This is a genomic window from Oryzihumus leptocrescens, from assembly GCF_006716205.1.
GTDB lineage: Bacteria > Actinomycetota > Actinomycetes > Actinomycetales > Dermatophilaceae > Oryzihumus > Oryzihumus leptocrescens.
Window position 1 is genome coordinate 452,841 of sequence record NZ_VFOQ01000001.1, and the last position, 20,587, is coordinate 473,427.

A 20,587-nucleotide genomic window follows, 5' to 3' on the forward strand; every position below is an offset into this window, starting at 1 on the left:
GGTCCGCGGCGCGGCCAGGAAGGAGAGGACACCATGCGCTACTTCGCCAGACGGATCGGCTTCTTCCTGGCCACGCTGTGGGCGGCCGTCACCCTGAACTTCGTCATCCCCCGGCTCCAGCCGGGGGACCCGGCGGAGGTCATGGTGCGCAAGCTCGCCGGCAAGGACGCCCAGCTCGACCCCGCCGCCGTCAGGGCCATGCGGGCGATGCTGGGCGCCCCGGACGGCAACCTGTTCCAGCAGTACGTCGACTACCTCAAGGCGCTCTCGCACGGGAAGTTCGGCATCTCCTACACGTACTTCCCCTACCCCGTCACCGAGGTGATCGGGAAGGCGCTGCCGTGGACGCTCGTCCTGGTCGGCGTGACCCAGGTCCTCGCCTTCGTCATCGGCGTGACCCTTGGCGCCTACGCCGCCTGGCGGCGCAACACCCGCTTCGACAGCCTGGTCACCCTCGGCTCGACGTTCGTCGGCACGCTGCCCGGCTTCTGGATCGCGCTGCTGCTGCTCTTCGCCTTCGGCTACACCCTGGGCTGGTTCCCGACCTCCGGCGGCTACGAGGACTCGATGCCGGGGTGGAACCTCGGCTTCGTCGGCGACGCGGCGCTGCACTCGCTGCTGCCGGCCGCCTCGCTGCTCGTCACCGCGCCGATCGGCTGGATCCTCGGCATGCGCAACACCATGGTGATGAACCTCGGGGAGGACTACATCCGGCTGGCCCGCGCCAAGGGCCTGCCCGACCGGGTGGTGGCCCTGAGGTATGCCGCCCGCAACGCGCTGCTGCCCAGCGTCACCGGCTTCGCCATCGCCCTCGGCGGCGTGCTCGGCGGCTCGATCCTGGTGGAGACGATCTTCGACTACCCCGGGATGGGCCGGCTCATGGGCGAGGCGGTCAGCAACCGGGACTTCCCGCTGCTGCAGGCGCTGCTGCTGTTCATCATCGTCGGTGTCCTCGTGGCCAACCTGGTCGCCGACCTGCTCTACGGCGTGCTCGACCCGCGCGCCAGGAAGGCGGGCCAGTGAGCACCGGAGTCGTCCAGCCCATCGACCGGGCCGACCTGCCGGTCGAGGCCCCACTCGAGGAGGCCCCGACCACGCCACCACGCTGGTACGCGCTGGTCTGGGGCAACCGCAAGGCCCGGGTCGGCATCGTGCTGCTGGGGTTCTTCGTCCTGGTCGCCGTGCTGGCCCCGGTGATCGCGCCCTACGACGGTGCCCGCACCGACTTCGAGGCGCTGCTGCCCCCGTCGGCGGCGCACCCGCTGGGCACCACGACCCAGGGCGGCGACATCTTCTCCCAGCTCGTCTACGGCAGCCGGACCTCGCTGCTCGTCGGGCTCTTCGGCGGCCTGTTCGCCACCGCGATCGCGCTCGTGGTGGGCCTGGTGTCCGGATACAAGGAGGGAACGGTCGTGGACGACCTGCTCTCCTTCGTCACCAACGTGGCGCTGGTCGTCCCGGTGCTGCCGCTGATGATCGTGCTGGTCGCCTACTCCGACGTGCGCGGCCTGCCGCTGCTGGTGTTCGTCATCGGCATCACCTCCTGGGCCGGGCACGCCCGGGCCAAGCGCTCGCAGATCATCACGCTGCGCAACCGCGACTTCGTCACCGCGGCGAAGTTCTCCGGGGAGAGCACGTTCCGGATCGTCTTCCGGGAGATCATGCCGAGCATGACCTCCCTCGTGGCGGCCGGCTTCGTCGGCGCCGCGACCGGCGCCATCGGGGCCGAGGCGGGGCTGTCCTTCCTCGGCCTGGGCGACCCGTCCTCGATCTCCTGGGGAACGATGCTCTACCAGGCCAACGCCCAAGGCGCCGTCGCGCAGGGCCTGTGGATCTGGGTGCTCGTACCGGGCCTGACCCTGGCGCTGCTGATCACCTCGTTGACGTTCATCAACTTCGGCGTCGACCTCCTGAGCAACCCCCACCTGAGGGAGGAGTGACCATGGCACTGCTCGAGGTGCGTGACCTGTCGGTCCGCTACGAGCCCAGGCTGCACCGCCCTCTCACCGCGGTCGACCGGGTCAGCTTCGACGTCGGTGAGGGCGAGTTCGTCGGCCTCATCGGGGAGTCGGGCAGCGGCAAGTCCACCCTGGGCACCGCCCTGCTGCGGCTGACCGAGCGGCCCGGCCGGATCAGCGGCGGCAGCATCCGCTTCGACGGCAAGGACATCACCGACCTGCCCGAGGACGAGCTGCGCGCCCACCGCTGGCGCGACATCGCCACGGTCTTCCAAAGCAGCATGAACTCGCTCAACCCGGTGGTGCGCATCGAGGGGCAGTTCCGCGACGCGATCGAGGCGCACACCGACCTGCGCGGCGCCGCGGTGACGAAGCGGGTGCGCGAGCTCTTCGAGATGGTCATGATCGACCAGCGCTTCATCAGCGCCCACCCGCACGAGCTGTCCGGCGGCATGAAGCAGCGGGTCAACCTGGCCCTGGCGCTGGCCAACCGCCCCCGCTTCGTCCTGCTTGACGAGCCGACCACCGGCCTGGACGTCGTGGTGCAGCGCTCGATCCTCGACAACATCCGCCGGCTCCAGCAGGAGCAGCAGTTCGCGGTGCTGTTCATCAGCCACGACATCGGCACCGTCGTCGACCTGTCCGACCGGATCCTGGTGATGTATGCCGGGCGCCTGGTCGAGTCGCACGCCGCCCAGGGGCTGCTGCGCGACCCGCTGCACCCCTACTCCAAGGGCCTGCTCGGCTCCTACGCCGACCCGCGCGAGGAGACCATCCGGATCACCTACGTGCCGGGGCGCCCGCCGGACCTGACCCAGGTGCAGCACGGCTGCTCCTTCGCACCGCGCTGCCCCGAGCGGATCGCGCTGTGCGGCGAGCAGGCGCCCGAGCTGGAGCCGATCGACGGCGGCCTGGCCGCCTGCCACGTCGCCCGGCTGCAGCGCACCGGCAACCCCGACGGGCTCGAGCTGCCGCCGCGCACGGTCGGGTTCGCCGGGCCGGAGTTCGTCAAGACGCAGGAGGAGACTGCGCGCGTCCTGGACCGCGAGCCGTTCCTGCGGGTCGAGGGCGTCAGCCGCGTCTTCGAGCGGCGCCACGGGCTGCGGCGCACCCGGGTCGAGGCGGTCACCGACGTCTCCTTCGGGCTGCGCCCGGGGGAGGTGACCGCCCTGGTCGGCCAGAGCGGCAGCGGCAAGACGACCCTGGCCCGGCTGGTCACCGCGGTCGAGCGCCCCACGTCCGGCCGGATCCGCTTCCAGCCCGAGGACGGAGCCGAGGTCGCGGTGGAGTCCTTGCGGGGCAAGGGTCTTCGCGACTACCGCCGCCAGGTGCAGATGGTCTTCCAGGACCCCTACTCCTCGCTCAACCCGACCAAGACGCTCGAGTACGCCCTGACCCGGCCGCTGCGCAACTTCCGTGGCATGACTGCGGCGCAGGCGCGTGAGGAGGCCGGCCGGCTGCTGGAGCGGGTCGCGCTGACCCCGTCGAGCCGGTTCCTCGGGCGCTACCCCTACGAGCTGTCCGGCGGCCAGCGCCAGCGCGTGGTCATCGCCCGCGCCCTGGCGGCGCAGCCCCGGCTGATCGTCGCCGACGAGCCGGTGTCCAGCCTGGACGTGTCGATCCGCGCCGAGGTGCTGGAGCTGTTGCAGTCCCTCGTGCACGACTCCGGGGTGGGCGTCCTCTACATCACCCACGACCTGCTCAGCGCCCGGATGATCGCCGACGAGGTGCTCGTGCTCAACGGCGGACGCGTGGTGGAGCAGGGCCCCGCCCTGCAGGTCATCCGCGACCCCGCCGACGACTACACCCGCACCCTGCTCGCCGCCGTGCCCAACCCGTTCGCCGACACCCTGGTGCCATGACCCTTGACGACCATGCTGGACTGCCCGCGAAGGGGGAGGCACAGTGGCCTCGCTTCGCAGGAGGAGAAGGCATGGCGTACAGGGACGGCGAGCCGGTCACGATCTACACGGTGGCCGAGCGGGCCGGGGTGTCCATCGCCACCGTGTCGCGCGTGCTGCAGGGCTCCCGGCCGGCGTCGGCCGAGACCCGCAGCAAGGTGCTGCGGGCAGCGGCCGAGCTCGACTACGTGCCGCTGCGGGCCGGCCGGGCCCTGCCGGCCAACCGGCACGAGGCCCACGGCCTGGTGCTGCCCGAGCTGAGCGGTCCCTACTACTCCGCGGTGCTCATGGGCTACGAGTCCGCCGCCGCGCACTACGGCCAGAGCGTTGTCGTGGTCGTCACGGCCAACCGCAGCGACATGCGCCGCACCGTCCGTGACCTCACCGCCCGCGTCGACGGCCTGGTCATCGCCCAGTCGACCCTGCCCGACGCGGCGGTCGCGACGATCCGCCGCAAGATCCCCACGGTGCTCCTGGCCCGTGAGCCGGTCCGCGGCTGCCCGACGGTCACCGCCGAGAACGTCCACGCCGCAACGGAGCTCGCGCGTCACCTGCTCGACCACGGCCGGCAACGGCTGGTGTTCGTCGGCGACCCGCACGGCTCCCCGGACGTCCGGCGCCGCTACGCGGGGTTCCGCGCTGCCCTGGAGGAGCGCGGGATGACCGAGGCCGCGCCCCCCATCCCGGCGATCCTCGACGAGCGGTATGCCGCGGACGTCGCCGCCGAGCTGCGCCGGCTGGGGTCCCGCGTGGACGCGGCCGTCTGCGCCAACGACGAGCTGGCCCTGGGCCTGATGGTGATGCTCAACGCCCAGGGGGTGCGGGTGCCGCACGACCTGGCGCTCACCGGCTGGGACGACATCATGACCGCCCGCTACATGGGGCTGAGCACGGTGCGCCAGCCGATGCACGAGCTCGGCCGGCTCGCCGCCACCCACCTGCACCGCCTCGTCAACGACCCCGCGCTGGCCGACCGGCCCGACCCCGAACCGCTGCCCAGCCGGGTCGTGCTGCGTGGCTCCTGCGGCTGCCACTGGGACCGCACCACCGCGGTCCGTGGCAAGGACAGTCCCCCCTGACCCCCACGACGCACCCGGAGGATTCGTGACCGACGCCCGCGACGACGCCCAGGACGCGACCCTGAGGCGGTGGGCGGCCGACACCTGGCAGTCGCTGGTCGCCATGACCGACGAGGGCACGGGGCTGCCGGCCGACCGCATCGCCGGCGACCTCGACCCCGCCTCGCGCAGCCTCAACACCTCGCCGACGAACATCGGCGGCTACCTGTGGAGCACGGTCGCGGCCCGCGAGCTCGGCATCGTCGGGGCCGACGAGTGCCGTGACCGGCTCCGCCGCGCGGTCGACTCCCTCACGACGGTCCGCCGGCACGAGCCCAGCGGCATGTTCTACAACTGGTACGCCATCACGACCGGCGAGGTGATGCGCGCCTTTCCCGGCGGCGACGTCATCCACCCGTTCCTGTCCAGCGTGGACAACGGCTGGCTGGCCGCCGGGCTCCTCGTCGCCGCGAACGCCGAGCGTGCGGTCGCCGACACCGCCGGCGCGCTCGCGCGGTCGATGGACTTCGGCTCCTTCCACGACCCGGAGGCCCAGGCACACGGCATACCGGGTGGGCTGCTGCGCGGCGGCTTCTGGGACGAGCGCCCGGGCGATGCCAGGCACGTCGTGGGCAACCACCACGGCCGCGGCCCCGACGTCTTCTACACCCCGCACTGGTACGGCCCGCTGATGTCCGAGCCGCGGATCGCCAGCTATGTCGGCATCGTGCACGGGCAGGTGCCGCCGGAGCACTACGCCGCGATGCACCGGCGCACGCGTGAGCACCGGGGCGTGCGCGTCGTCGCCACCTGGGGCGGGTCGATGTTCGAGGAGCTCATGCCCGACCTGCTCGTGCCCGAGGACGTCTGGGCGCCGGGCTCGTTCGGGGCCAACCACCGGCTCACCGTGCGCACCCAGCGCGAGTTCGGGATGGACGAGACCGGCTACGGGGCGTGGGGCTTCTCGCCGGCGAGCCTCCCCGGCGGCGGCTACAGCGAGTGGGGGGTCGAGCCGATCGGGCTGACGTTCGGTGGCTACCCCTCGGACATGGAGCGCACCCTGGCGGAGGCCGGGACCTGGGGCGACGGCGTCGTCACCCCGCACGCCTCGTTCCTCGCGCTGCGCTACGAGCCCGAGGCGGTGGTGGCCAACCTGCGCCACCTCGAGGAGGACCTCGGCGCCTACGGCCCCGGCGGCTTCCTCGACGCGGTCGCGGTGCACTCCGGCCGGCTCGCCGACTGCTACCTCTCGCTGGACCAGTCGATGGTCATGGCCGCCCTCGGCAACGCCCTCGGGGACGACGTCGTGCGCCGCGGCTTCGCCACCGCCGAGGTCGAGGCGTCCCTGCGCCCGCTGCTGGCCGCGGAGGAGTTCGACATCTCGCCGGCGGCATGACCCACCGGCACGAAACCCGGTTGAGTGTCGCCGGCCGCGGCGGTTGGCTGGCCCCATGACCGAGATCGTCGACGTCGACCCGCTGGACCCGTTGCAGGACAGACTGTTCCGCGAGTGGGTCGAGGTGTACGCCGCCGCCGAGCGCGCCCTGTGGGGTGACCAGGCCACGCCGTGGTCGGCCGAGGAGATCCGTGAGCTCCAGCGGGCGCCGGAGAAGGTGCGGCGCGCGCTCGCCGCGGTCGAGGCGGGCAGCGTCGTGGGTGCGGTGCAGGTCATCGGCGCGACCCGGGACAACCTGGAGTCCGCCAACTGCTGGCTCTCGGTCCACCCCGACCACCAGCGCCGCGGCATCGGCAGCGCCCTGCTGGCCGCCGCCGAGGACCTCGCCCGCGGACTCGGCCGCTCGGTCGTCCAGGACTGGTCGGTCTCCCCGGAGGAGTCCGGCGGTGCGGCCACCGCCTTCGCCACCAGGCACGGGTATGCCGTGGCGCAGCGCAGCCTGCGCTCGGACCTCACCCTCGCGCACGGGCGCGACGACGACGCACCGGTCGACCCGGCATACCGGGTGGAGACGGTCTGGGACGCGATGCCCGAGTCGTGGCTGGAGGACCGGGCGCACCTCGCGCGGCGGATGAGCACGGACGCGCCGATGGGGGAGATCGAGCACGAGGAGGAGGACTGGGACGCCGAGCGCGTCCGCAGCTACTACGCGCGGATGACCGCGATGGGGCGGCGGTTCGTCGTCAGCGTCGCGCGCGAGGTCGCCTCGGGCCACCTGGTCGGCTTCACCGAGCTGGCCGTGTCGGCCTCCACCCCCGAGCGCGCCTACCAGCAGGACACGCTCGTCCTGCGCGAGCACCGCGGCCACGGGCTCGGCCTGGCGGTCAAGGCTGCCAACCTCCGGGCGCTGCGCGAGGGACTGCCCGGGGTCACCGTCGTGACCACGTACAACGCCGCCAGCAACGAGCCGATGCTGCGCGTGAACCGGGCCCTGGGCTTCGCCGTGACGGGCTACGTCAGCGAGTGGAAGAAGAGGCTCTGAGCCGACCGGCCGGGCCGTCGGGCGGGTGGTGCCGGCCGTTAGGCTGGCCCGCATGACCGAGCACAGCGACACCGGCTTCTCCACCCGCGCCATCCATGCGGGGCAGGAGCCCGACCCCCAGACCGGCGCGGTCGTGCCGGCGATCTACCAGGTCTCCACCTACAAGCAGGACGGCGTCGGCGGCCTGCGCGGCGGCTACGAGTACAGCCGTTCCGCCAACCCGACCCGCACCGCGCTCGAGGAGTGCCTGGCGGCCCTGGAGGGCGGTGCCCGCGGCTTCGCGTTCGCCTCCGGCCTGGCCGGGCAGGACACGGTCATCCGCTCGCTGCTCACCCCCGGCGACCACGTGGTCGTGCCGAGCGACGCCTACGGCGGCACCTACCGTCTCTTCAACAAGGTCGCCCGCCCCTGGGGTGTGGAGCACACCATCACCTCGATCCACGACGTCGAGGCCGTGCGGGCGGCGATCCGCCCCGGCCAGACCAGGATCGTGTGGGTCGAGACCCCGACCAACCCGCTGCTGGGCATCGCCGACATCGCGGCGCTGGCTGAGGTGGCCCACGAGGCCGGGGCGCTGCTCGCGGTCGACAACACCTTCGCCACGCCCTACCTGCAGCAGCCGCTCTCGCTCGGCGCCGACATCGTCATGCACTCCACGACGAAGTACTGCGGCGGCCACAGCGACGTCGTCGGCGGCGCGGTCGTCGTCGCCGAGTCCGTGAGCGTGCCCGGCTTCGAGGACGCCGCCGACCGGATCGCCTTCCACCAGAACTCGATGGGCGCCGTCGCCGGGCCGTTCGACGCCTGGCTGGTGCTGCGCGGTCTGAAGACCCTGGCGGTGCGCATGGACCGGCACTGCGACAACGCCGAGAAGGTCGTGGCGTTCCTGCAGGGCCGTGACGACGTGACCGCCGTGCACTACCCCGGCCTCGAGGGCCACCCCGGGCACGCGGTCGCGGCCAAGCAGATGCGCCGGTTCGGCGGCATGGTCAGCTTCCAGGTGACCGGCGGCGAGCAGCGGGCGGTCGACGTCTGCGGCGCGACCTCGGTCTGGACGCTGGGGGAGTCCCTGGGCGGCGTCGAGTCGCTCATCGAGCACCCCGGCCGGATGACCCACGCCAGCGTCGCCGGCACCGAGCTGGAGGTCCCGGCGGACCTCATCCGCCTCTCGGTGGGCATCGAGGACGTCGACGACCTCATCGCCGACCTCGCGGCGGCGCTCGACAAGACCGCCTGACCGGCAGCCCACCGCTGCCGTGGCGCAGGTCCTCTGCGTCGACTTCGGGTCGACGTTCACCAAGGCCGTGCTCGTCGACACCGGCGAGGGCGTGCTGCGGGCGAGCACGTCGGTGCCGACCACGGTCCGCACCGACGTGCTCGACGGCTACCGGCACGCCCGCGAGTCGCTCGAGGGGCACTGGGTCGACGAGGTGCTGGCCTGCTCCAGCGCCGGCGGCGGCCTGCGCCTGGCCGTCGTCGGCTACGAGCGGGCGGTCACGGCCGAGGCCGGGCACCGGGTCGGGCTGAGCGCCGGCGCCAAGGTCGTCCACGTCGCCGCCGGTCCGATGGGCGGCAGCGACGTCGCGGCCCTGCGCGCGGCCCGCCCCGACGTGGTGCTGCTCGTCGGCGGCACCGACGGCGGCAACGCCGAGGTGCTGCTGCACAACGCCTCCCGGCTCGCGAAGGCCCGGGTCACCCAGCCCGTGGTGGTGGCCGGCAACGCCGACGCGGCCGGTGAGGTCTCGGACGTGCTGGCGTCCACCGGCCGCCGGTTCGTGGTCACCGGCAACGTCCTGCCGCAGATCGGGGTGATCGCCCCCGAGGGCGCCCGCGCAGCGATCCGCGAGGTCTTCCTGCGCCACGTCATCGGCGGCAAGGGCCTGTCCCGCGGGCCCGACTTCGCCGCGATGGTCCGCGCCGCGACCCCGGACGCGATGCTGCGGGGGATCGAGACCTTCGCCGCCGCGGTCGACGGCGACGTGCTGGTCGTCGACGTCGGCGGCGCCACGACCGACGTCTACTCGGTCATCACGCCCGAGGGGGAGGACGCGACCCTGCACAAGGACGTCGTCGCCCCGCTGTGGCACGCCCGCACCGTCGAGGGCGACCTGGGCATGCGCTGGAACGCCACCGGGGTGGTCGAGGCCGCGGTCGCCGAGCACCTGCTGGCCGGCGGGGAGCTGCGCCGGCTGCGGCGCTGGGCCGAGCGCGTCTCCCACGACACCGGGCACCTCCCCGGCGACGCCGGGGAGGCCGGCCTCGACACCGAGCTCGCCCGGCTCGCCGCCCTGGTCGCGGTGCGCCGGCACGCCCGGCCGGCCCACCCGGGCGAGAGCGGCCGGCCCACGGCCAACCTGGCCCACGTCGTCGGTTCCGGTGGGGTCCTGCGCCACGGCGGTCCCCGGGTCGCCGAGGCCGTGCTCGGGGCGGTCACGCGGGACTACGCCGGCGGGTGGCGCGTCCCGGACGGCGCGCGCACGGCGGTCGACACCGCATACCTGCTGTTCGCCGTCGGGCTCCTGACCGATGCTCCCGGGCACGGCCCGGAAGTGGCCGCACGGCTGGCCCGTGGGGTCCTCGCAGCGCGCTGAGCCGACCGACTAGCCTGCGCGCATGGCATCACCGTCGCTGCCCGTCACGCTCGACGACGTCATCGCTGCGCAGGACCTGCTCAGCGGCGTCGTCCGTCCCACCCCGCTGGAGTACAGCCGCGCGCTGTCCGAGCGCGTGGGCGCCGACGTGTACCTCAAGTGCGAGAACCTCCAGCGTGCCGGGTCGTTCAAGATCCGCGGCGCCTACACGCGCATCGCCCGGCTGAGCGAGGAGGAGAAGGCGCGCGGCATCGTCGCCGCCAGCGCCGGCAACCACGCCCAGGGCGTCGCCCTCGCCGCGCAGCTGCTCGGCATCGACTCCACTGTGTACATGCCGATCGGCGCGCCGATCCCCAAGCTGCTGGCCACCCGGGCCTACGGCGCCCACGTCGAGCAGGTCGGCACCACCGTCGACGAGGCGCTCGTCGCGGCCAAGGAGATGGCCGCGTCGACCGGAGCCGTGCTGATCCACCCGTTCGACCACGCCGACATCGTCGCCGGCCAGGGCACCTGCGGCCTGGAGATCCTCGACCAGTGCCCCGAGGTCAAGACCATCGTCACCAGCGCCGGCGGGGGCGGCCTGCTGGCCGGTATCGCGGTCGCGGTCAAGGCCAAGCGCCCGGACGTGCGGGTCATCGGGGTGCAGGCCGAGCAGGCTGCCGCCTACCCCCAGTCGCTCGCCGCGGGCAAGCCGGTGCCGCTGGGTGCCATGTCGACGATGGCGGACGGTATCGCGGTCGGTTGCCCCGGGGAGGTCCCCTACGCGATCGTGCGCGAGCTCGTCGACGCCGTCGAGACGGTCAGCGAGGAGATGATCTCCCGCGCGCTGCTGTTCGTCCTCGAGCGGGCCAAGCTGGTCGTCGAGCCGGCCGGCGCCGCGGCCGTGGGCCGGCTGCTCGCCGCCGGGCAGGGGTCGTGCGACGGGCCGGTGGTCGCGGTCCTCTCCGGCGGCAACATCGACCCGCTGCTGCTCCTGCGCATCATCCGGCACGGCATGTCCGCTGCAGGGCGCTACCTGCAGTTCCGGCTGCGGGTGCCGGACCGTCCGGGCTCGCTCGCCGCGCTGCTGGCCGACCTCGCCGCGGTCGACGCCAACGTGCTCGAGATCGAGCACGTCCGCATGGGCGCCACCCTGCACGTCGACGAGGTCGAGATCGCCCTGCAGCTGGAGACCAAGGGGCAGGCCCACTGCGAAGAGGTCCTGCGCACGCTGCGGGGCAAGGGCTACAAGCTGAACTTCGGGTGAGGTGACCTGCGCCTTTTCGGTCGCGGGCTGTCGGGGGCCCATGCGAGGCTGACCCGCATGACGGACGCGGTCGTGGCGGAGGGGCTGGTCAAGCACTACAAGGAGGTCCGGGCCCTGGACGGGCTGGACCTGCGGGTGCCCGAGGGGTCGGTGCTGGGGGTGCTCGGGCCCAACGGTGCGGGCAAGACGACGGCCGTGCGGGTGCTGACGACCCTGCTCGAGCCCGACGCCGGCCGGGCCCACGTCGCCGGGGTCGACGTGCTGGCCGAGCCGGCGACGGTGCGCGGCCTGATCGGGCTGTCCGGACAGTTCGCTGCCGTTGACGACTACCTGACCGGGTTCGAGAACCTCGACATGGTGGGCCGGCTCTACCACCTGGGCCGCGCGGCCTCCCGGGCCCGCGCGCGCGAGCTGCTCGAGCAGTTCCGCCTCAGCGACGCCGGCGACCGCCCGGTCAAGACCTACTCCGGCGGCATGCGTCGGCGGCTCGACCTCGCCGGGGCCCTCGTCGCGCGCCCGCCGGTGATCTTCCTCGACGAGCCGACGACCGGGCTCGACCCGCGCAGCCGCGGCGACATGTGGGAGGTCATCACCGAGCTGGTCTCGGGCGGCACGTCCCTGCTGCTGACGACGCAGTACCTCGAGGAGGCCGACCGCCTCGCCGACTCGATCGTCGTGGTCAACCACGGCAAGGTCATCGCCTCGGGCACCGCCGACGAGCTCAAGGCCCAGGTCGGCGGGGAGCGCCTCGAGGTGGTCATCGCCGACGCCGCGCTCCTGCGACGCGCCGCCGGGGTGCTCGCGCCGCTGTCGGTCGACGGTGCCGAGCCCGAGGTGGAGCAGCACACCCGGCGGATCACCCTGCCGACCGGCGGCGGCACCGGCCCGCTGCTCGACGCCGTGCGCGCCCTGGACGGCGAGGGCATCGAGGTCCAGGACATCGGCGTGCGGCGGCCGACGCTCGACGACGCGTTCCTGACCCTGACCGGCCGCCCTGGCGCGGCCGCCGACGACGCCGGGCTCGAGACGGTGGGGAGTGAGGCCCGATGAGCGTGCAGACCGCCGTCAGCGACGGGATGGTCGTCGCCAAGCGCAACCTGATCAAGATCAAGCGGGTGCCCGACCTGCTGGTCTTCACCACCCTGTCGCCCATCATGTTCGTGCTGCTTTTCGCCTACGTCTTCGGCGGGGCGATCGACCACCAGGGCGGCGGCTCGCTCTACCGCCAGTTCCTCATCGCCGGCATCTTTGCCCAGACCGTCGTCTTCGGGGCCACGATCACCGGCTCGGCGCTGGCCGACGACGTCAAGAAGGGCATCATCGACCGGTTCCGGTCGCTGCCGATGTCGCCGTCGTCGGTGCTCTTCGGCCGCACCCTGTCCGACGTCGTCAACAACGTCATCGTGCTCGTGGTCATGTCGCTGACCGGCCTGGTCGTGGGCTGGCGCATCACCACGTCGATCCCGGAGGCGCTGGCCGGCTACCTGCTGCTCATCGTCTTCGCCTACGCCATCTCGTGGGTCATGGCGTGGATCGGGCTGCTCGTGCCCAGCCCCGAGGTGGTCAACAACGCCGCCTTCATCGTGATCTTCCCGCTGACCTTCGTGGCCAACACGTTCGTCCCGCTGGAGACGCTGCCGGGGCCGCTGAAGACCTTCGCCGAGTGGAACCCCGTCTCGGCGGTCACCCAGGCGGCGCGCGAGCTGTTCGGCAACACTCTCCCCCCGAGTCCCGACCACCCCGCACCCCAAGGATGGGCGCTCACCCACCCGGTCGCCTACACGCTGATCTGGGCGGTCGGGGTGCTGCTGGTGTTCGTCCCGCTGGCCAGCGCGCAGTACCGCCGCTCCACCAGCCGCTGATCCCGCTCCACCGCCGGCCGGGCTCCCGGCCCACGGATGCCCGACACGCAGAAGGCCGCCTCCCCGTCAGGGGAGGCGGCCTTCGTGCTCGGGTGGGGTCACCCGCGGGGGTGACTAACCGGCATACGGCTTGGCCTCGAGGATCTTGACCTCGATCTTCTTGCCGTTGGGGGCCTCGTAGCTCACGGTGTCGCCGATCCTGGCGCCGTTGATGGCCGCCCCGACCGGGGACTTCTCGCTGAAGACCTCGAGCTCGTCGCCCTCGATCTCGCGGCTGCCGAGCAGGAAGGTCTCCTGGTCGCCGAACATCTCGACGGTGACGACCATGCCCGGCACGACGGTGCCGTCGTTCTTCGGGGCCTCGCCGACGGTGGCGGTCTCGAGCAGCTGGGTGAGCTGGCGGATGCGGGCCTCCATCTTGCCCTGCTCCTCCTTGGCGGCGTGGTAGCCGCCGTTCTCCCGGAGGTCACCCTCCTCGCGGGCCGCCTCGATCTTCTTGGCGATCTCGGTGCGGCCCTCGCCGGAGAGCTGCTCGAGCTCTGCCTTGAGACGGTCGTACGCCTCCTGGGTGAGGAAGCTCCCCGTGGTGGTCGCAGTGTCGCTCACGTCTGACTCCTTGGTTGGACCCGACGGGCCGGGGCGGGGTGCGCCGGGGTGCCGGGTGACTAAGCAATCGGGCCCGGACCCGACCGGTGCGGTCGCAGGTCCAGACCCAAGTGTGAAGCGACCAGCCTAGCAAGCGAAGGGGTGGTCACGGCCAATCCGCGCTGGTGGGCTGCGGCACGGGGGCTACTGCGCCCCGTCCACGGAGCAGGTCTGGACGACGCCGGTCACGGCGCGCGACGTGGTGCGGACCGTGGTCTCCCGGTGCACCGAGTCCGGCCCGGCGGCGGGCACGTGCACGGTGACGCTGCCGACCGTGCCGAAGTGGGAGTCCAGCGCCCGGACCTCGCAGGTCACGGCCTTGCCGGTGGGTCGGTGCACGTCGTAGCTCACGTCCACCCGGCTGTCGTCGACCACGTGGTAGCCGATGTCGGTCCACGACACCTGGCCGACGGTGCTCGCCAGGCCCAGCCAGACGGCGATGGCGATGCCCACGGCGCACCCGATGGTGCCGATGACCCACCAGCGCGTGGTTCCGGGGGCGGGGCGGGGCAGCGGCACGGAGGACCCTTCCGACGCAGGCGCGGTCGGCGCCGGGTGACATGATGAGCCCGATCATTCTCCGACATGGCTCCACGAGGTGTGCACGGTGGTTGAAGGACTGCGACTCATGGCGGTGCACGCGCACCCCGACGACGAGTCGAGCAAGGGCGCGGCCACGATGGCCAAGTACGTCGCCGACGGTGTCGAGGTGCTGGTGGTCTCCTGCACGGGCGGCGAGCGCGGCGACGTGCTCAACCCTGCCCTCAAGGACGACCCCGAGATCCTGCGCGACCTGCCTGACGTGCGGCGCCGCGAGATGGCCAAGGCCCAGGAGATCCTGGGGGTGCAGCACACCTGGCTGGGCTTCGTCGACTCCGGTCTGCCCGAGGGTGACCCGCTGCCGCCGCTGCCGGAGGGGTGCTTCGCGCTCGAGCCGGTCGAGGTGAGCACCGAGGCCCTGGTGCGGGTCGTGCGCGAGTTCCGCCCGCACGTCATGACGACGTATGACGAGAACGGCGGCTACCCCCACCCCGACCACGTCATGACCCACGTGGTCGGCATGTCGGCGTTCCGCGCGGCGGGTGACCCCGCGGCATACCCGCACGCGGGCGAGGCGTGGCAGCCGCTGAAGATCTACTACAACCAGACCCTGTCCAAGGGCCGCATCCTGGCCTTCCACGACGCGATGGAGCAGGCCGGGCTGGAGTCCCCCTACGGCGAGTGGATCGCGCGCTGGGAGGACCGCGGCGAGCGCACCATCACCACGCGCATCCCCTGCGCGGAGCACTTCCCGACACGTGACCGGGCGCTGCTGGCCCACGCCACGCAGATCGACCCCGAGGGGTCGTGGTTCATGGTGCCGCTGGAGATGCAGCAGGAGATCTGGCCGACCGAGGACTTCGAGGCGGCCCTGTCCTACGTGCCGGTCGAGCCCATCGAGGACTGCCTGTTCGCCGGGCTGGCCTCGCTGGCCGAGGCTGACGCGCTGGCCCGCAAGGGCGGCCTCGAGCTGCACTACGACGGCACCAGCAAGGACGCATCGTGAACACCACCGTGAGCACCAACGTCACGGCCGGCCTCGGAGGCTTCCTGGCCTTCTTCCTGCTCGCGGTCGCGCTGTGGCTGCTCATGCGCAACATGAACGCCCGGCTGCGCCGGATGAGCTTCCGTGAGGAGGCCGAGGCCCGGGCCGCGCAGGGTGGTCCGGCCGGCGGCGCCCCGGCACCGCGGGGTGACACCGACGAGGACGAGGCCGCAGGGTCCGTCAGCGCCCGGGACGACGACGCCGAGGGTGGCACGGGTCGGGACCAAGAGCCCGGTGCTGCCGGAGGGCCGGGCGTAGCCTGAACCGGCTCCGCGACCGGCCGGCCGCGGGCTCCGCGGACCGTGGGAGGTGACCGCGATGAGCGGTCGGGTCGTGCACTTCGAGATCCCGTTCGATGACGCCGAGCGCGCCTATGCGTTCTACCGTGAGGCGTTCGGCTGGCAGGTCCAGCCGGTGCCGGACATGAACTACACGATGGTCAGCACCGGCCCCACCGGGGAGCAGGGGCCGACCGAGCCGGGCTTCATCGACGGCGGGCTGATGGGCCGCGGCGGGAACTTCACCCACCCCGTGGTGGTCATCGACGTCGACGACATCGACAAGGCCCTGGAGACCATCGGCTCCCTCGGCGGCTCGACGCTGGTCCCGCGGATGCAGGTCGGCGAGATGGGCTGGACCGCCTACTTCCGCGACCCCGAGGGCAACACCGTCGGCCTGTGGCAGACCGCCCGGGGCTGAGGGCGCACCGGTCCGCGGACGCGCCCGCCGGCTCAGGCAGGCGGGCCGGCGGAGTAGACGGCCAGCGAGGCCGCGACGTAGTGCACCACGAAGGCCGCCACGGTGAACACGTGGAACACCTCGTGGAAGCCGAACCAGCGCGGGGAGGGGTTGGGGCGCTTCGTGCCGTAGACCACGGCGCCGAGGGTGTAGAGCAGGCCGCCCACGGCGATCAGCGTCATCACGGCGACCCCACCGTGCTGGAGCAGCGGCCCGAAGTAGAACACCGCGACCCAGCCCAGGGCGACGTAGACCGGGGTGTAGAGCCAGCGGGGCGCGCCCACCCAGAGCACCCGGAAGAGCACGCCGGCGATGGCTCCGGTCCAGACGATGAGCAGCAGCGTGCGGGACTGCTCCGGCGGCAGCAGGAGCAGGGCGAAGGGCGTGTAGGTGCCGGCGATGATCAGGAAGATGTTGGAGTGGTCCAGGCGCTTGAGCACGCCCTGGACCCGCGGCGACCAGGTGCCGCGGTGGTAGACCGCGGAGGTGCCGAACAGCATCGCGGCGGTGAGGCCGAACACCGCGGCGCCCAGCCGGGCGGTGCCCGTCGGGGCCAGGCAGACGAGCACGATCCCGGCCGCGAGGGCCAGGGGGAAGGTGCCCGCGTGGATCCACCCACGCAGGTGCGGTTTGAGCGCGGCGACCGCGGACCCGACGGGTCCGGGGCTGGTCTCGCTGGAGGGGGATGGGCTGCTGCTGACCGGGCGGGAGCTCATGGCCGCCACCGTAACCTACGGTCACGTAAGTTACTAGCACGTAGGTTGTGATGCAGGTCGCGGAGCGCTGTCGGCCCGGGTGCCCGGGCGGAGTACGGTGGTCGCGCACCAGACCGAGGAGGACGGACGTGGGTCTGCGGAACCTGTTGTACGGCGCGTACGAGCGCCGCCTCATTGCTCGCCTCCCTCAGGACCGGCTCCCGCGCCACGTGGGCGTCATGCTCGACGGCAACCGGCGCTGGGCCAAGGCCAACGGCGCCGACACCGCGCAGGGCCACCAGGCCGGTGCGGACAACATCTCCCCGCTGCTCGGGTGGTGCGAGGAGGTCGGCGTCGAGGTCGTCACCCTCTGGCTGCTGTCCACCGACAACCTCAACCGTCCCGCCGCCGAGCTCACCCCGCTGCTGCGGATCATCGAGACGGCCGTCGCCGGGCTGGCCGCCTCCGGGCGCTGGCGGCTCAACCCCGTCGGCGCGCTCGACCTGCTGCCGGCCGAGACGGCGCACCGGCTCAAGGAGGCTGCGGACGCGACCCGTGACGTCGACGGCCTGCTGGTCAACGTCGCGGTCGGCTACGGCGGCCGGCGGGAGATCGCCGACGCCGTGCGCTCGATGCTGCAGGAGCACGCGGCCCGGGGCACCTCGATCGAGGAGCTCGCCGAGGCCCTCGACGTCGAGCACATCGCCGAGCACCTCTACACCAAGGGGCAGCCCGACCCCGACCTGGTGATCCGGACCTCTGGCGAGCAGCGGCTGGGGGGCTTCCTGCTGTGGCAGAGCGCCCACAGCGAGTTCTACTTCTGCGAGGCCTACTGGCCCGACTTCCGCCACGTCGACTTCCTGCGGGCGCTGCGCGCCTACGCCGAGCGGGAGCGCCGCTTCGGGTCCTGACCGGGGCCCGGTGCCCGGGCTGCCGTGTCCGCTATGTCCGGAACGCCCGGGCAACGGTCGATGACGGTCCGGTGACACCTCACGACGCGCCGTCGAAAAGGCGTCACACGCGCCCCGGCCGTCGTACCGTCAGAACTGACGCAAGGCACCCGCCGCGCGTTCGGGAGGTCCACCGATGGAGCGAATCCGGCTCCGGACGGAGGGCCGGACCCGGCCCATCCGTCACCGGTGGGCCCGGTCCCGGTCTCAGGTCCGAGAGTGAGGCGCAGCGGCAACGCTGTGCCGAGGGAGTCGGAATTGGCCACGACCCGTCGTTCGTCGACCAGCCCCAGCGCCGCAGCGTCCGCGAGCCCCGCACCCGGGGCCCAGCGCGCCGCGCGCACCCGGCCCACCCAGGCCGCCCCGCACGACCCCGCCCACCGCACGTTCGTCCTCGACACCTCCGTCCTGCTGTCCGACCCCAGGGCCATGCTCCGGTTCGCCGAGCACGAGGTCGTCCTCCCCGTGGTCGTGGTCACCGAGCTCGAGGGCAAGCGCCACCACCCCGAGCTGGGCTACTTCGCCCGCCAGGCCCTGCGCCTGCTGGACGACCTGCGCGTCCGTGAGGGCCGCCTCGACGCCCCGGTCGTCGTCGGGGAGCACGGGGGCACGCTGCGGGTGGAGCTCAACCACACCGATCCCGAGTCGCTGCCGGCCGGGTTCCGCCTCGGCGACAACGACACCCGGATCCTCGCGGTGGCCCGCAACCTGGCCAACGAGGGCTGCGCCGTCACCGTGGTGAGCAAGGACCTGCCGATGCGCGTCAAGGCCTCGGCGGTCGGTCTCGACGCCGAGGAGTACCGCGCCGAGCTCGCCGTCGACAGCGGCTGGACCGGCATGACCGAGCTCGACGTCACGGTCGAGCAGATGGACGCCCTCTACGACGCCGGGAGGGTCGAGCACGACGCGGCCCGCGACCTGCCCTGCCACACCGGCCTGGTGCTCCTGTCCCCGCGGGGCAGCGGGCTGGGCCGGGTCGGCGCCGACAAGTCCGTGCGGCTGGTGCGCGGCGACCGCGACGCGTTCGGCCTGCACGGCCGCAGCGCCGAGCAGCGGGTCGCCCTGGACCTGCTGCTGGACCCCGACGTGGGCATCGTCAGCCTCGGCGGCCGCGCCGGCACCGGCAAGAGCGCCCTGGCGCTGTGCGCCGGCCTGGAAGCGGTCATGGAGCGGCGCCAGCACCGCAAGGTCGTGGTCTTCCGCCCCCTGTATGCCGTGGGCGGCCAGGAGCTGGGCTACCTGCCGGGCAGCGAGTCGGAGAAGATGGGCCCCTGGGCCCAGGCCGTCTTCGACACCCTCGGTGCGCTGGTCTCCCACGAGGTGGTCGAGGAGGTCCTCGACCGCGGGATGCTCGAGGTGCTCCCGCTGACCCACATCCGTGGCCGCTCCCTGCACGACGCGTTCGTCATCGTGGACGAGGCGCAGAGCCTGGAGCGCAACGTCCTGCTCACCGTCCTGTCCCGCATCGGCCAGAACTCCAAGGTGGTGCTGACCCACGACGTGGCCCAGCGCGACAACCTCCGGGTCGGCCGGCACGACGGGGTCGCGGCCGTGATCGAGGCGCTCAAGGGTCACCCTCTGTTCGCACACGTCACGCTCACCCGCAGCGAGCGCAGCCCGATCGCGGCCCTGGTGACGGACCTGCTCGAGGGCCTGGAGGTCTGAACCGGCGTCCTGAACAGGGACTTCAGTCCCGAACCCCTGACGGCGGGCGTGTGTCGGCTCACACGCCCGCCGTCACTGTGTGTGACGGGCTCCTGCCGAGGGCTTGTCCACAGGCCTGACGGAATATCCCCATTGCCCGATTTGTGGGCTACGCTGCGTGCTCAACCGGGACCGGCTGCGGGCCGCCGAATTTGGTGGGCCATAGCCGGACTGTCACCGTTGACGGAGTCAGATCTCGGTCAGGTAACGCCGGCGTCCCAATGGCGGGACGCCTTCTGATGCCGTAGCCCCCTGCGGCATCACGTGCGTTACAGCCATCTGCGTGCGCGGGCCGCCCACGAGGCGCGCCCACTCTCTTCTGGAGGCGTCATGACCACGTCCTACGCGGGCCGGCACCGAGGTAACACCCCGTGCCGCCGCACCAGCACGCAGGGCACGGTCTTCGGAAGGCCACTTGTGTTCAACCAAGCTCTTCGGCGTCCGCTGGTCTCCTCCGGCGCCGCGCTTGCCACCATCGCCGCCACCGCGGCGGGCTACGCGTCGGCCAACGACCATGCGACCACCCGTACGTCGTTCACCGTCAGCCCCGAGGCGGTCGCCCAGGCGACCGAGCTCTCGGACACCCAGATCGACAACAACGCCTACCTCGCGTCGGCCAGGCAGGCTGCCAACACGCAGCGCGCCGCGATCGAGGGCAAGGCCGCTGCGGCCGCGCGTGCCCGCGCCGAGGCCGCTGCGCAGGCCCGCGCCGAGGCCGCGGCCCGCGCGGCGCGTGAGAAGCAGCGCCAGGCGCTGCTCGCCCAGGCCAACGCCGACCCGCGCGCCCTGGCCAAGCTCATGCTCGGCCAGTTCGGCTGGGGCCAGGACCAGTTCGGCTGCCTGGACTCGCTGTGGACCAAGGAGTCCAACTGGAACGTCCACGCCGTCAACGCCGGCTCCGGCGCCTACGGCATCGCGCAGGCGCTGCCGGGCTCCAAGATGGCCTCGGTCGGCTCGGACTGGCAGACCAACGCGGCCACGCAGATCAAGTGGGGTCTGCAGTACATCCAGAGCCGCTACGGCTCCCCGTGCTCCGCGTGGGGCCACTCCCAGGCCATGAACTGGTACTGAGCCGCACCACGACACCGGACCCCGGACGGCAGCGCCGTCCGGGGTCCGTCATGTCCGCGGTGCTCATCCCGGGCCGGTTTGCTCACCCCGGGCCGCTCCCGGCGGCCTCAACCCGCCGGTCGACCGGCCTCAGCTGGGCAAACCG

20 protein-coding genes are annotated in these 20,587 nt (G+C 72.6%); 17 read left to right on the plus strand and 3 right to left on the minus strand.

The features are described 5' to 3' along the window. Nucleotides 1-33 precede the first annotated feature (33 nt). From FB474_RS02240 to FB474_RS02290, 11 genes are all read left to right on the plus strand, one after another. Complete coding sequence (locus FB474_RS02240; protein WP_141787172.1) at nt 34-1,023, plus strand: ABC transporter permease; 990 nt, start codon at nt 34-36, stop codon at nt 1,021-1,023. Further along, the gene (locus FB474_RS02245) at nt 1,020-1,940 is read left to right on the plus strand and encodes an ABC transporter permease (protein WP_246092006.1); all 921 of its coding nucleotides are present in this window, start codon (nt 1,020-1,022) and stop codon (nt 1,938-1,940) included. The genes FB474_RS02240 and FB474_RS02245 overlap by 4 nt, the downstream gene beginning before the upstream one ends. A gap of 2 nt (nt 1,941-1,942) precedes the next feature. Beyond that, nucleotides 1,943-3,820, plus strand: coding sequence for an ABC transporter ATP-binding protein (locus FB474_RS02250; RefSeq protein WP_141787173.1), 1,878 nt, complete (start codon nt 1,943-1,945; stop codon nt 3,818-3,820). 71 nt (nt 3,821-3,891) lie between these two features. Further along, nucleotides 3,892-4,938, plus strand: coding sequence for a LacI family DNA-binding transcriptional regulator (locus FB474_RS02255; protein WP_141787174.1), 1,047 nt, complete (start codon nt 3,892-3,894; stop codon nt 4,936-4,938). A 25-nt stretch (nt 4,939-4,963) separates the two neighbouring features. Then, the gene (locus FB474_RS02260; RefSeq protein WP_246092007.1) at nt 4,964-6,313 is read left to right on the plus strand and encodes a glucoamylase family protein; all 1,350 of its coding nucleotides are present in this window, start codon (nt 4,964-4,966) and stop codon (nt 6,311-6,313) included. A gap of 55 nt (nt 6,314-6,368) precedes the next feature. After that, a complete protein-coding gene (locus FB474_RS02265) occupies nt 6,369-7,355 on the plus strand; it encodes a GNAT family N-acetyltransferase (RefSeq protein ID WP_141787176.1) in 987 nt (328 codons plus the stop codon). Nucleotides 7,356-7,407: 52 nt separating this feature from the next. Beyond that, nucleotides 7,408-8,592 (plus strand): cystathionine gamma-synthase, encoded by a 1,185-nt coding sequence (locus FB474_RS02270; RefSeq protein WP_141787177.1) that lies wholly within the window; start codon nt 7,408-7,410, stop codon nt 8,590-8,592. Nucleotides 8,593-8,611: 19 nt separating this feature from the next. Further along, the gene (locus FB474_RS02275) at nt 8,612-9,946 is read left to right on the plus strand and encodes a glutamate mutase L (protein ID WP_141787178.1); all 1,335 of its coding nucleotides are present in this window, start codon (nt 8,612-8,614) and stop codon (nt 9,944-9,946) included. A gap of 22 nt (nt 9,947-9,968) precedes the next feature. Continuing rightward, nucleotides 9,969-11,192, plus strand: coding sequence for a threonine ammonia-lyase (gene ilvA / locus FB474_RS02280; RefSeq protein ID WP_141787179.1), 1,224 nt, complete (start codon nt 9,969-9,971; stop codon nt 11,190-11,192). 57 nt (nt 11,193-11,249) lie between these two features. Continuing rightward, nucleotides 11,250-12,242 (plus strand): ATP-binding cassette domain-containing protein, encoded by a 993-nt coding sequence (locus tag FB474_RS02285; protein ID WP_141787180.1) that lies wholly within the window; start codon nt 11,250-11,252, stop codon nt 12,240-12,242. Then, a complete protein-coding gene (locus FB474_RS02290) occupies nt 12,239-13,054 on the plus strand; it encodes an ABC transporter permease (protein ID WP_141787181.1) in 816 nt (271 codons plus the stop codon). Before FB474_RS02285 ends, FB474_RS02290 begins: the two co-directional genes overlap by 4 nt. A 114-nt stretch (nt 13,055-13,168) precedes the next feature. On the opposite strand, the gene greA is transcribed toward FB474_RS02290, so the two are convergent. Then, on the minus strand, nt 13,169-13,660 hold the full coding sequence (gene greA / locus FB474_RS02295; RefSeq protein WP_141787182.1) for a transcription elongation factor GreA: 492 nt from the start codon (nt 13,658-13,660) through the stop codon (nt 13,169-13,171). A 183-nt stretch (nt 13,661-13,843) separates the two neighbouring features. Then, nucleotides 13,844-14,218, minus strand: a complete 375-nt coding sequence (locus FB474_RS02300) for a DUF4307 domain-containing protein (protein ID WP_141787183.1) — start codon at nt 14,216-14,218, stop codon at nt 13,844-13,846. A 109-nt stretch (nt 14,219-14,327) separates the two neighbouring features. On the opposite strand from FB474_RS02300, the gene mca reads away from it, so the two are divergent. From mca to FB474_RS02315, 3 genes are read left to right on the plus strand one after another with little or no spacing between them, the layout of a single operon-like run. Then, nucleotides 14,328-15,245 (plus strand): mycothiol conjugate amidase Mca, encoded by a 918-nt coding sequence (gene mca / locus FB474_RS02305; protein ID WP_141789756.1) that lies wholly within the window; start codon nt 14,328-14,330, stop codon nt 15,243-15,245. Next, nucleotides 15,242-15,547: a hypothetical protein gene (locus FB474_RS02310; RefSeq protein WP_141787184.1), complete on the plus strand. Its 306-nt coding sequence runs from the start codon at nt 15,242-15,244 to the stop codon at nt 15,545-15,547. Before mca ends, FB474_RS02310 begins: the two co-directional genes overlap by 4 nt. A 55-nt stretch (nt 15,548-15,602) precedes the next feature. Beyond that, a complete protein-coding gene (locus FB474_RS02315; RefSeq protein ID WP_141787185.1) occupies nt 15,603-15,983 on the plus strand; it encodes a VOC family protein in 381 nt (126 codons plus the stop codon). A gap of 32 nt (nt 15,984-16,015) precedes the next feature. Here FB474_RS02315 and trhA read toward each other — a convergent pair whose 3' ends face one another. Further along, nucleotides 16,016-16,738 carry a PAQR family membrane homeostasis protein TrhA gene (trhA, locus tag FB474_RS02320; RefSeq protein WP_141787186.1) on the minus strand — a complete coding sequence of 241 codons (723 nt, stop codon included), beginning with the start codon at nt 16,736-16,738 and terminating at the stop codon, nt 16,016-16,018. A 128-nt stretch (nt 16,739-16,866) separates the two neighbouring features. Between trhA and FB474_RS02325 the strand changes: the two genes are divergently transcribed. From FB474_RS02325 to FB474_RS21400, 3 genes are all read left to right on the plus strand, one after another. Continuing rightward, nucleotides 16,867-17,628, plus strand: coding sequence for an isoprenyl transferase (locus FB474_RS02325; RefSeq protein WP_221632407.1), 762 nt, complete (start codon nt 16,867-16,869; stop codon nt 17,626-17,628). 468 nt (nt 17,629-18,096) lie between these two features. Next, nucleotides 18,097-19,332 (plus strand): RNA 5'-3' helicase PhoH2, encoded by a 1,236-nt coding sequence (gene phoH2 / locus FB474_RS02330; RefSeq protein ID WP_246092279.1) that lies wholly within the window; start codon nt 18,097-18,099, stop codon nt 19,330-19,332. Between the two features lie 456 nt (nt 19,333-19,788). Continuing rightward, nucleotides 19,789-20,442 carry an aggregation-promoting factor C-terminal-like domain-containing protein gene (locus tag FB474_RS21400; RefSeq protein ID WP_221632408.1) on the plus strand — a complete coding sequence of 218 codons (654 nt, stop codon included), beginning with the start codon at nt 19,789-19,791 and terminating at the stop codon, nt 20,440-20,442. The last annotated feature ends 145 nt before the right edge of the window (nt 20,443-20,587 follow it).

Coding starts and splice junctions, on each gene's coding strand:
- FB474_RS02240 (WP_141787172.1), top strand. CDS start 34: ATGCGCTACTTCGCCAGACGGATCGGCTTCTTCCTGGCCACGCTGTGG.
- FB474_RS02250 (WP_141787173.1), top strand. CDS start 1,943: ATGGCACTGCTCGAGGTGCGTGACCTGTCGGTCCGCTACGAGCCCAGG.
- FB474_RS02255 (WP_141787174.1), top strand. CDS start 3,892: ATGGCGTACAGGGACGGCGAGCCGGTCACGATCTACACGGTGGCCGAG.
- FB474_RS02265 (WP_141787176.1), top strand. CDS start 6,369: ATGACCGAGATCGTCGACGTCGACCCGCTGGACCCGTTGCAGGACAGA.
- FB474_RS02270 (WP_141787177.1), top strand. CDS start 7,408: ATGACCGAGCACAGCGACACCGGCTTCTCCACCCGCGCCATCCATGCG.
- ilvA (WP_141787179.1), top strand. CDS start 9,969: ATGGCATCACCGTCGCTGCCCGTCACGCTCGACGACGTCATCGCTGCG.
- FB474_RS02285 (WP_141787180.1), top strand. CDS start 11,250: ATGACGGACGCGGTCGTGGCGGAGGGGCTGGTCAAGCACTACAAGGAG.
- FB474_RS02290 (WP_141787181.1), top strand. CDS start 12,239: ATGAGCGTGCAGACCGCCGTCAGCGACGGGATGGTCGTCGCCAAGCGC.
- mca (WP_141789756.1), top strand. CDS start 14,328: ATGGCGGTGCACGCGCACCCCGACGACGAGTCGAGCAAGGGCGCGGCC.
- FB474_RS02315 (WP_141787185.1), top strand. CDS start 15,603: ATGAGCGGTCGGGTCGTGCACTTCGAGATCCCGTTCGATGACGCCGAG.
- trhA (WP_141787186.1), bottom strand. CDS start 16,738: ATGAGCTCCCGCCCGGTCAGCAGCAGCCCATCCCCCTCCAGCGAGACC.
- phoH2 (WP_246092279.1), top strand. CDS start 18,097: ATGCTCCGGTTCGCCGAGCACGAGGTCGTCCTCCCCGTGGTCGTGGTC.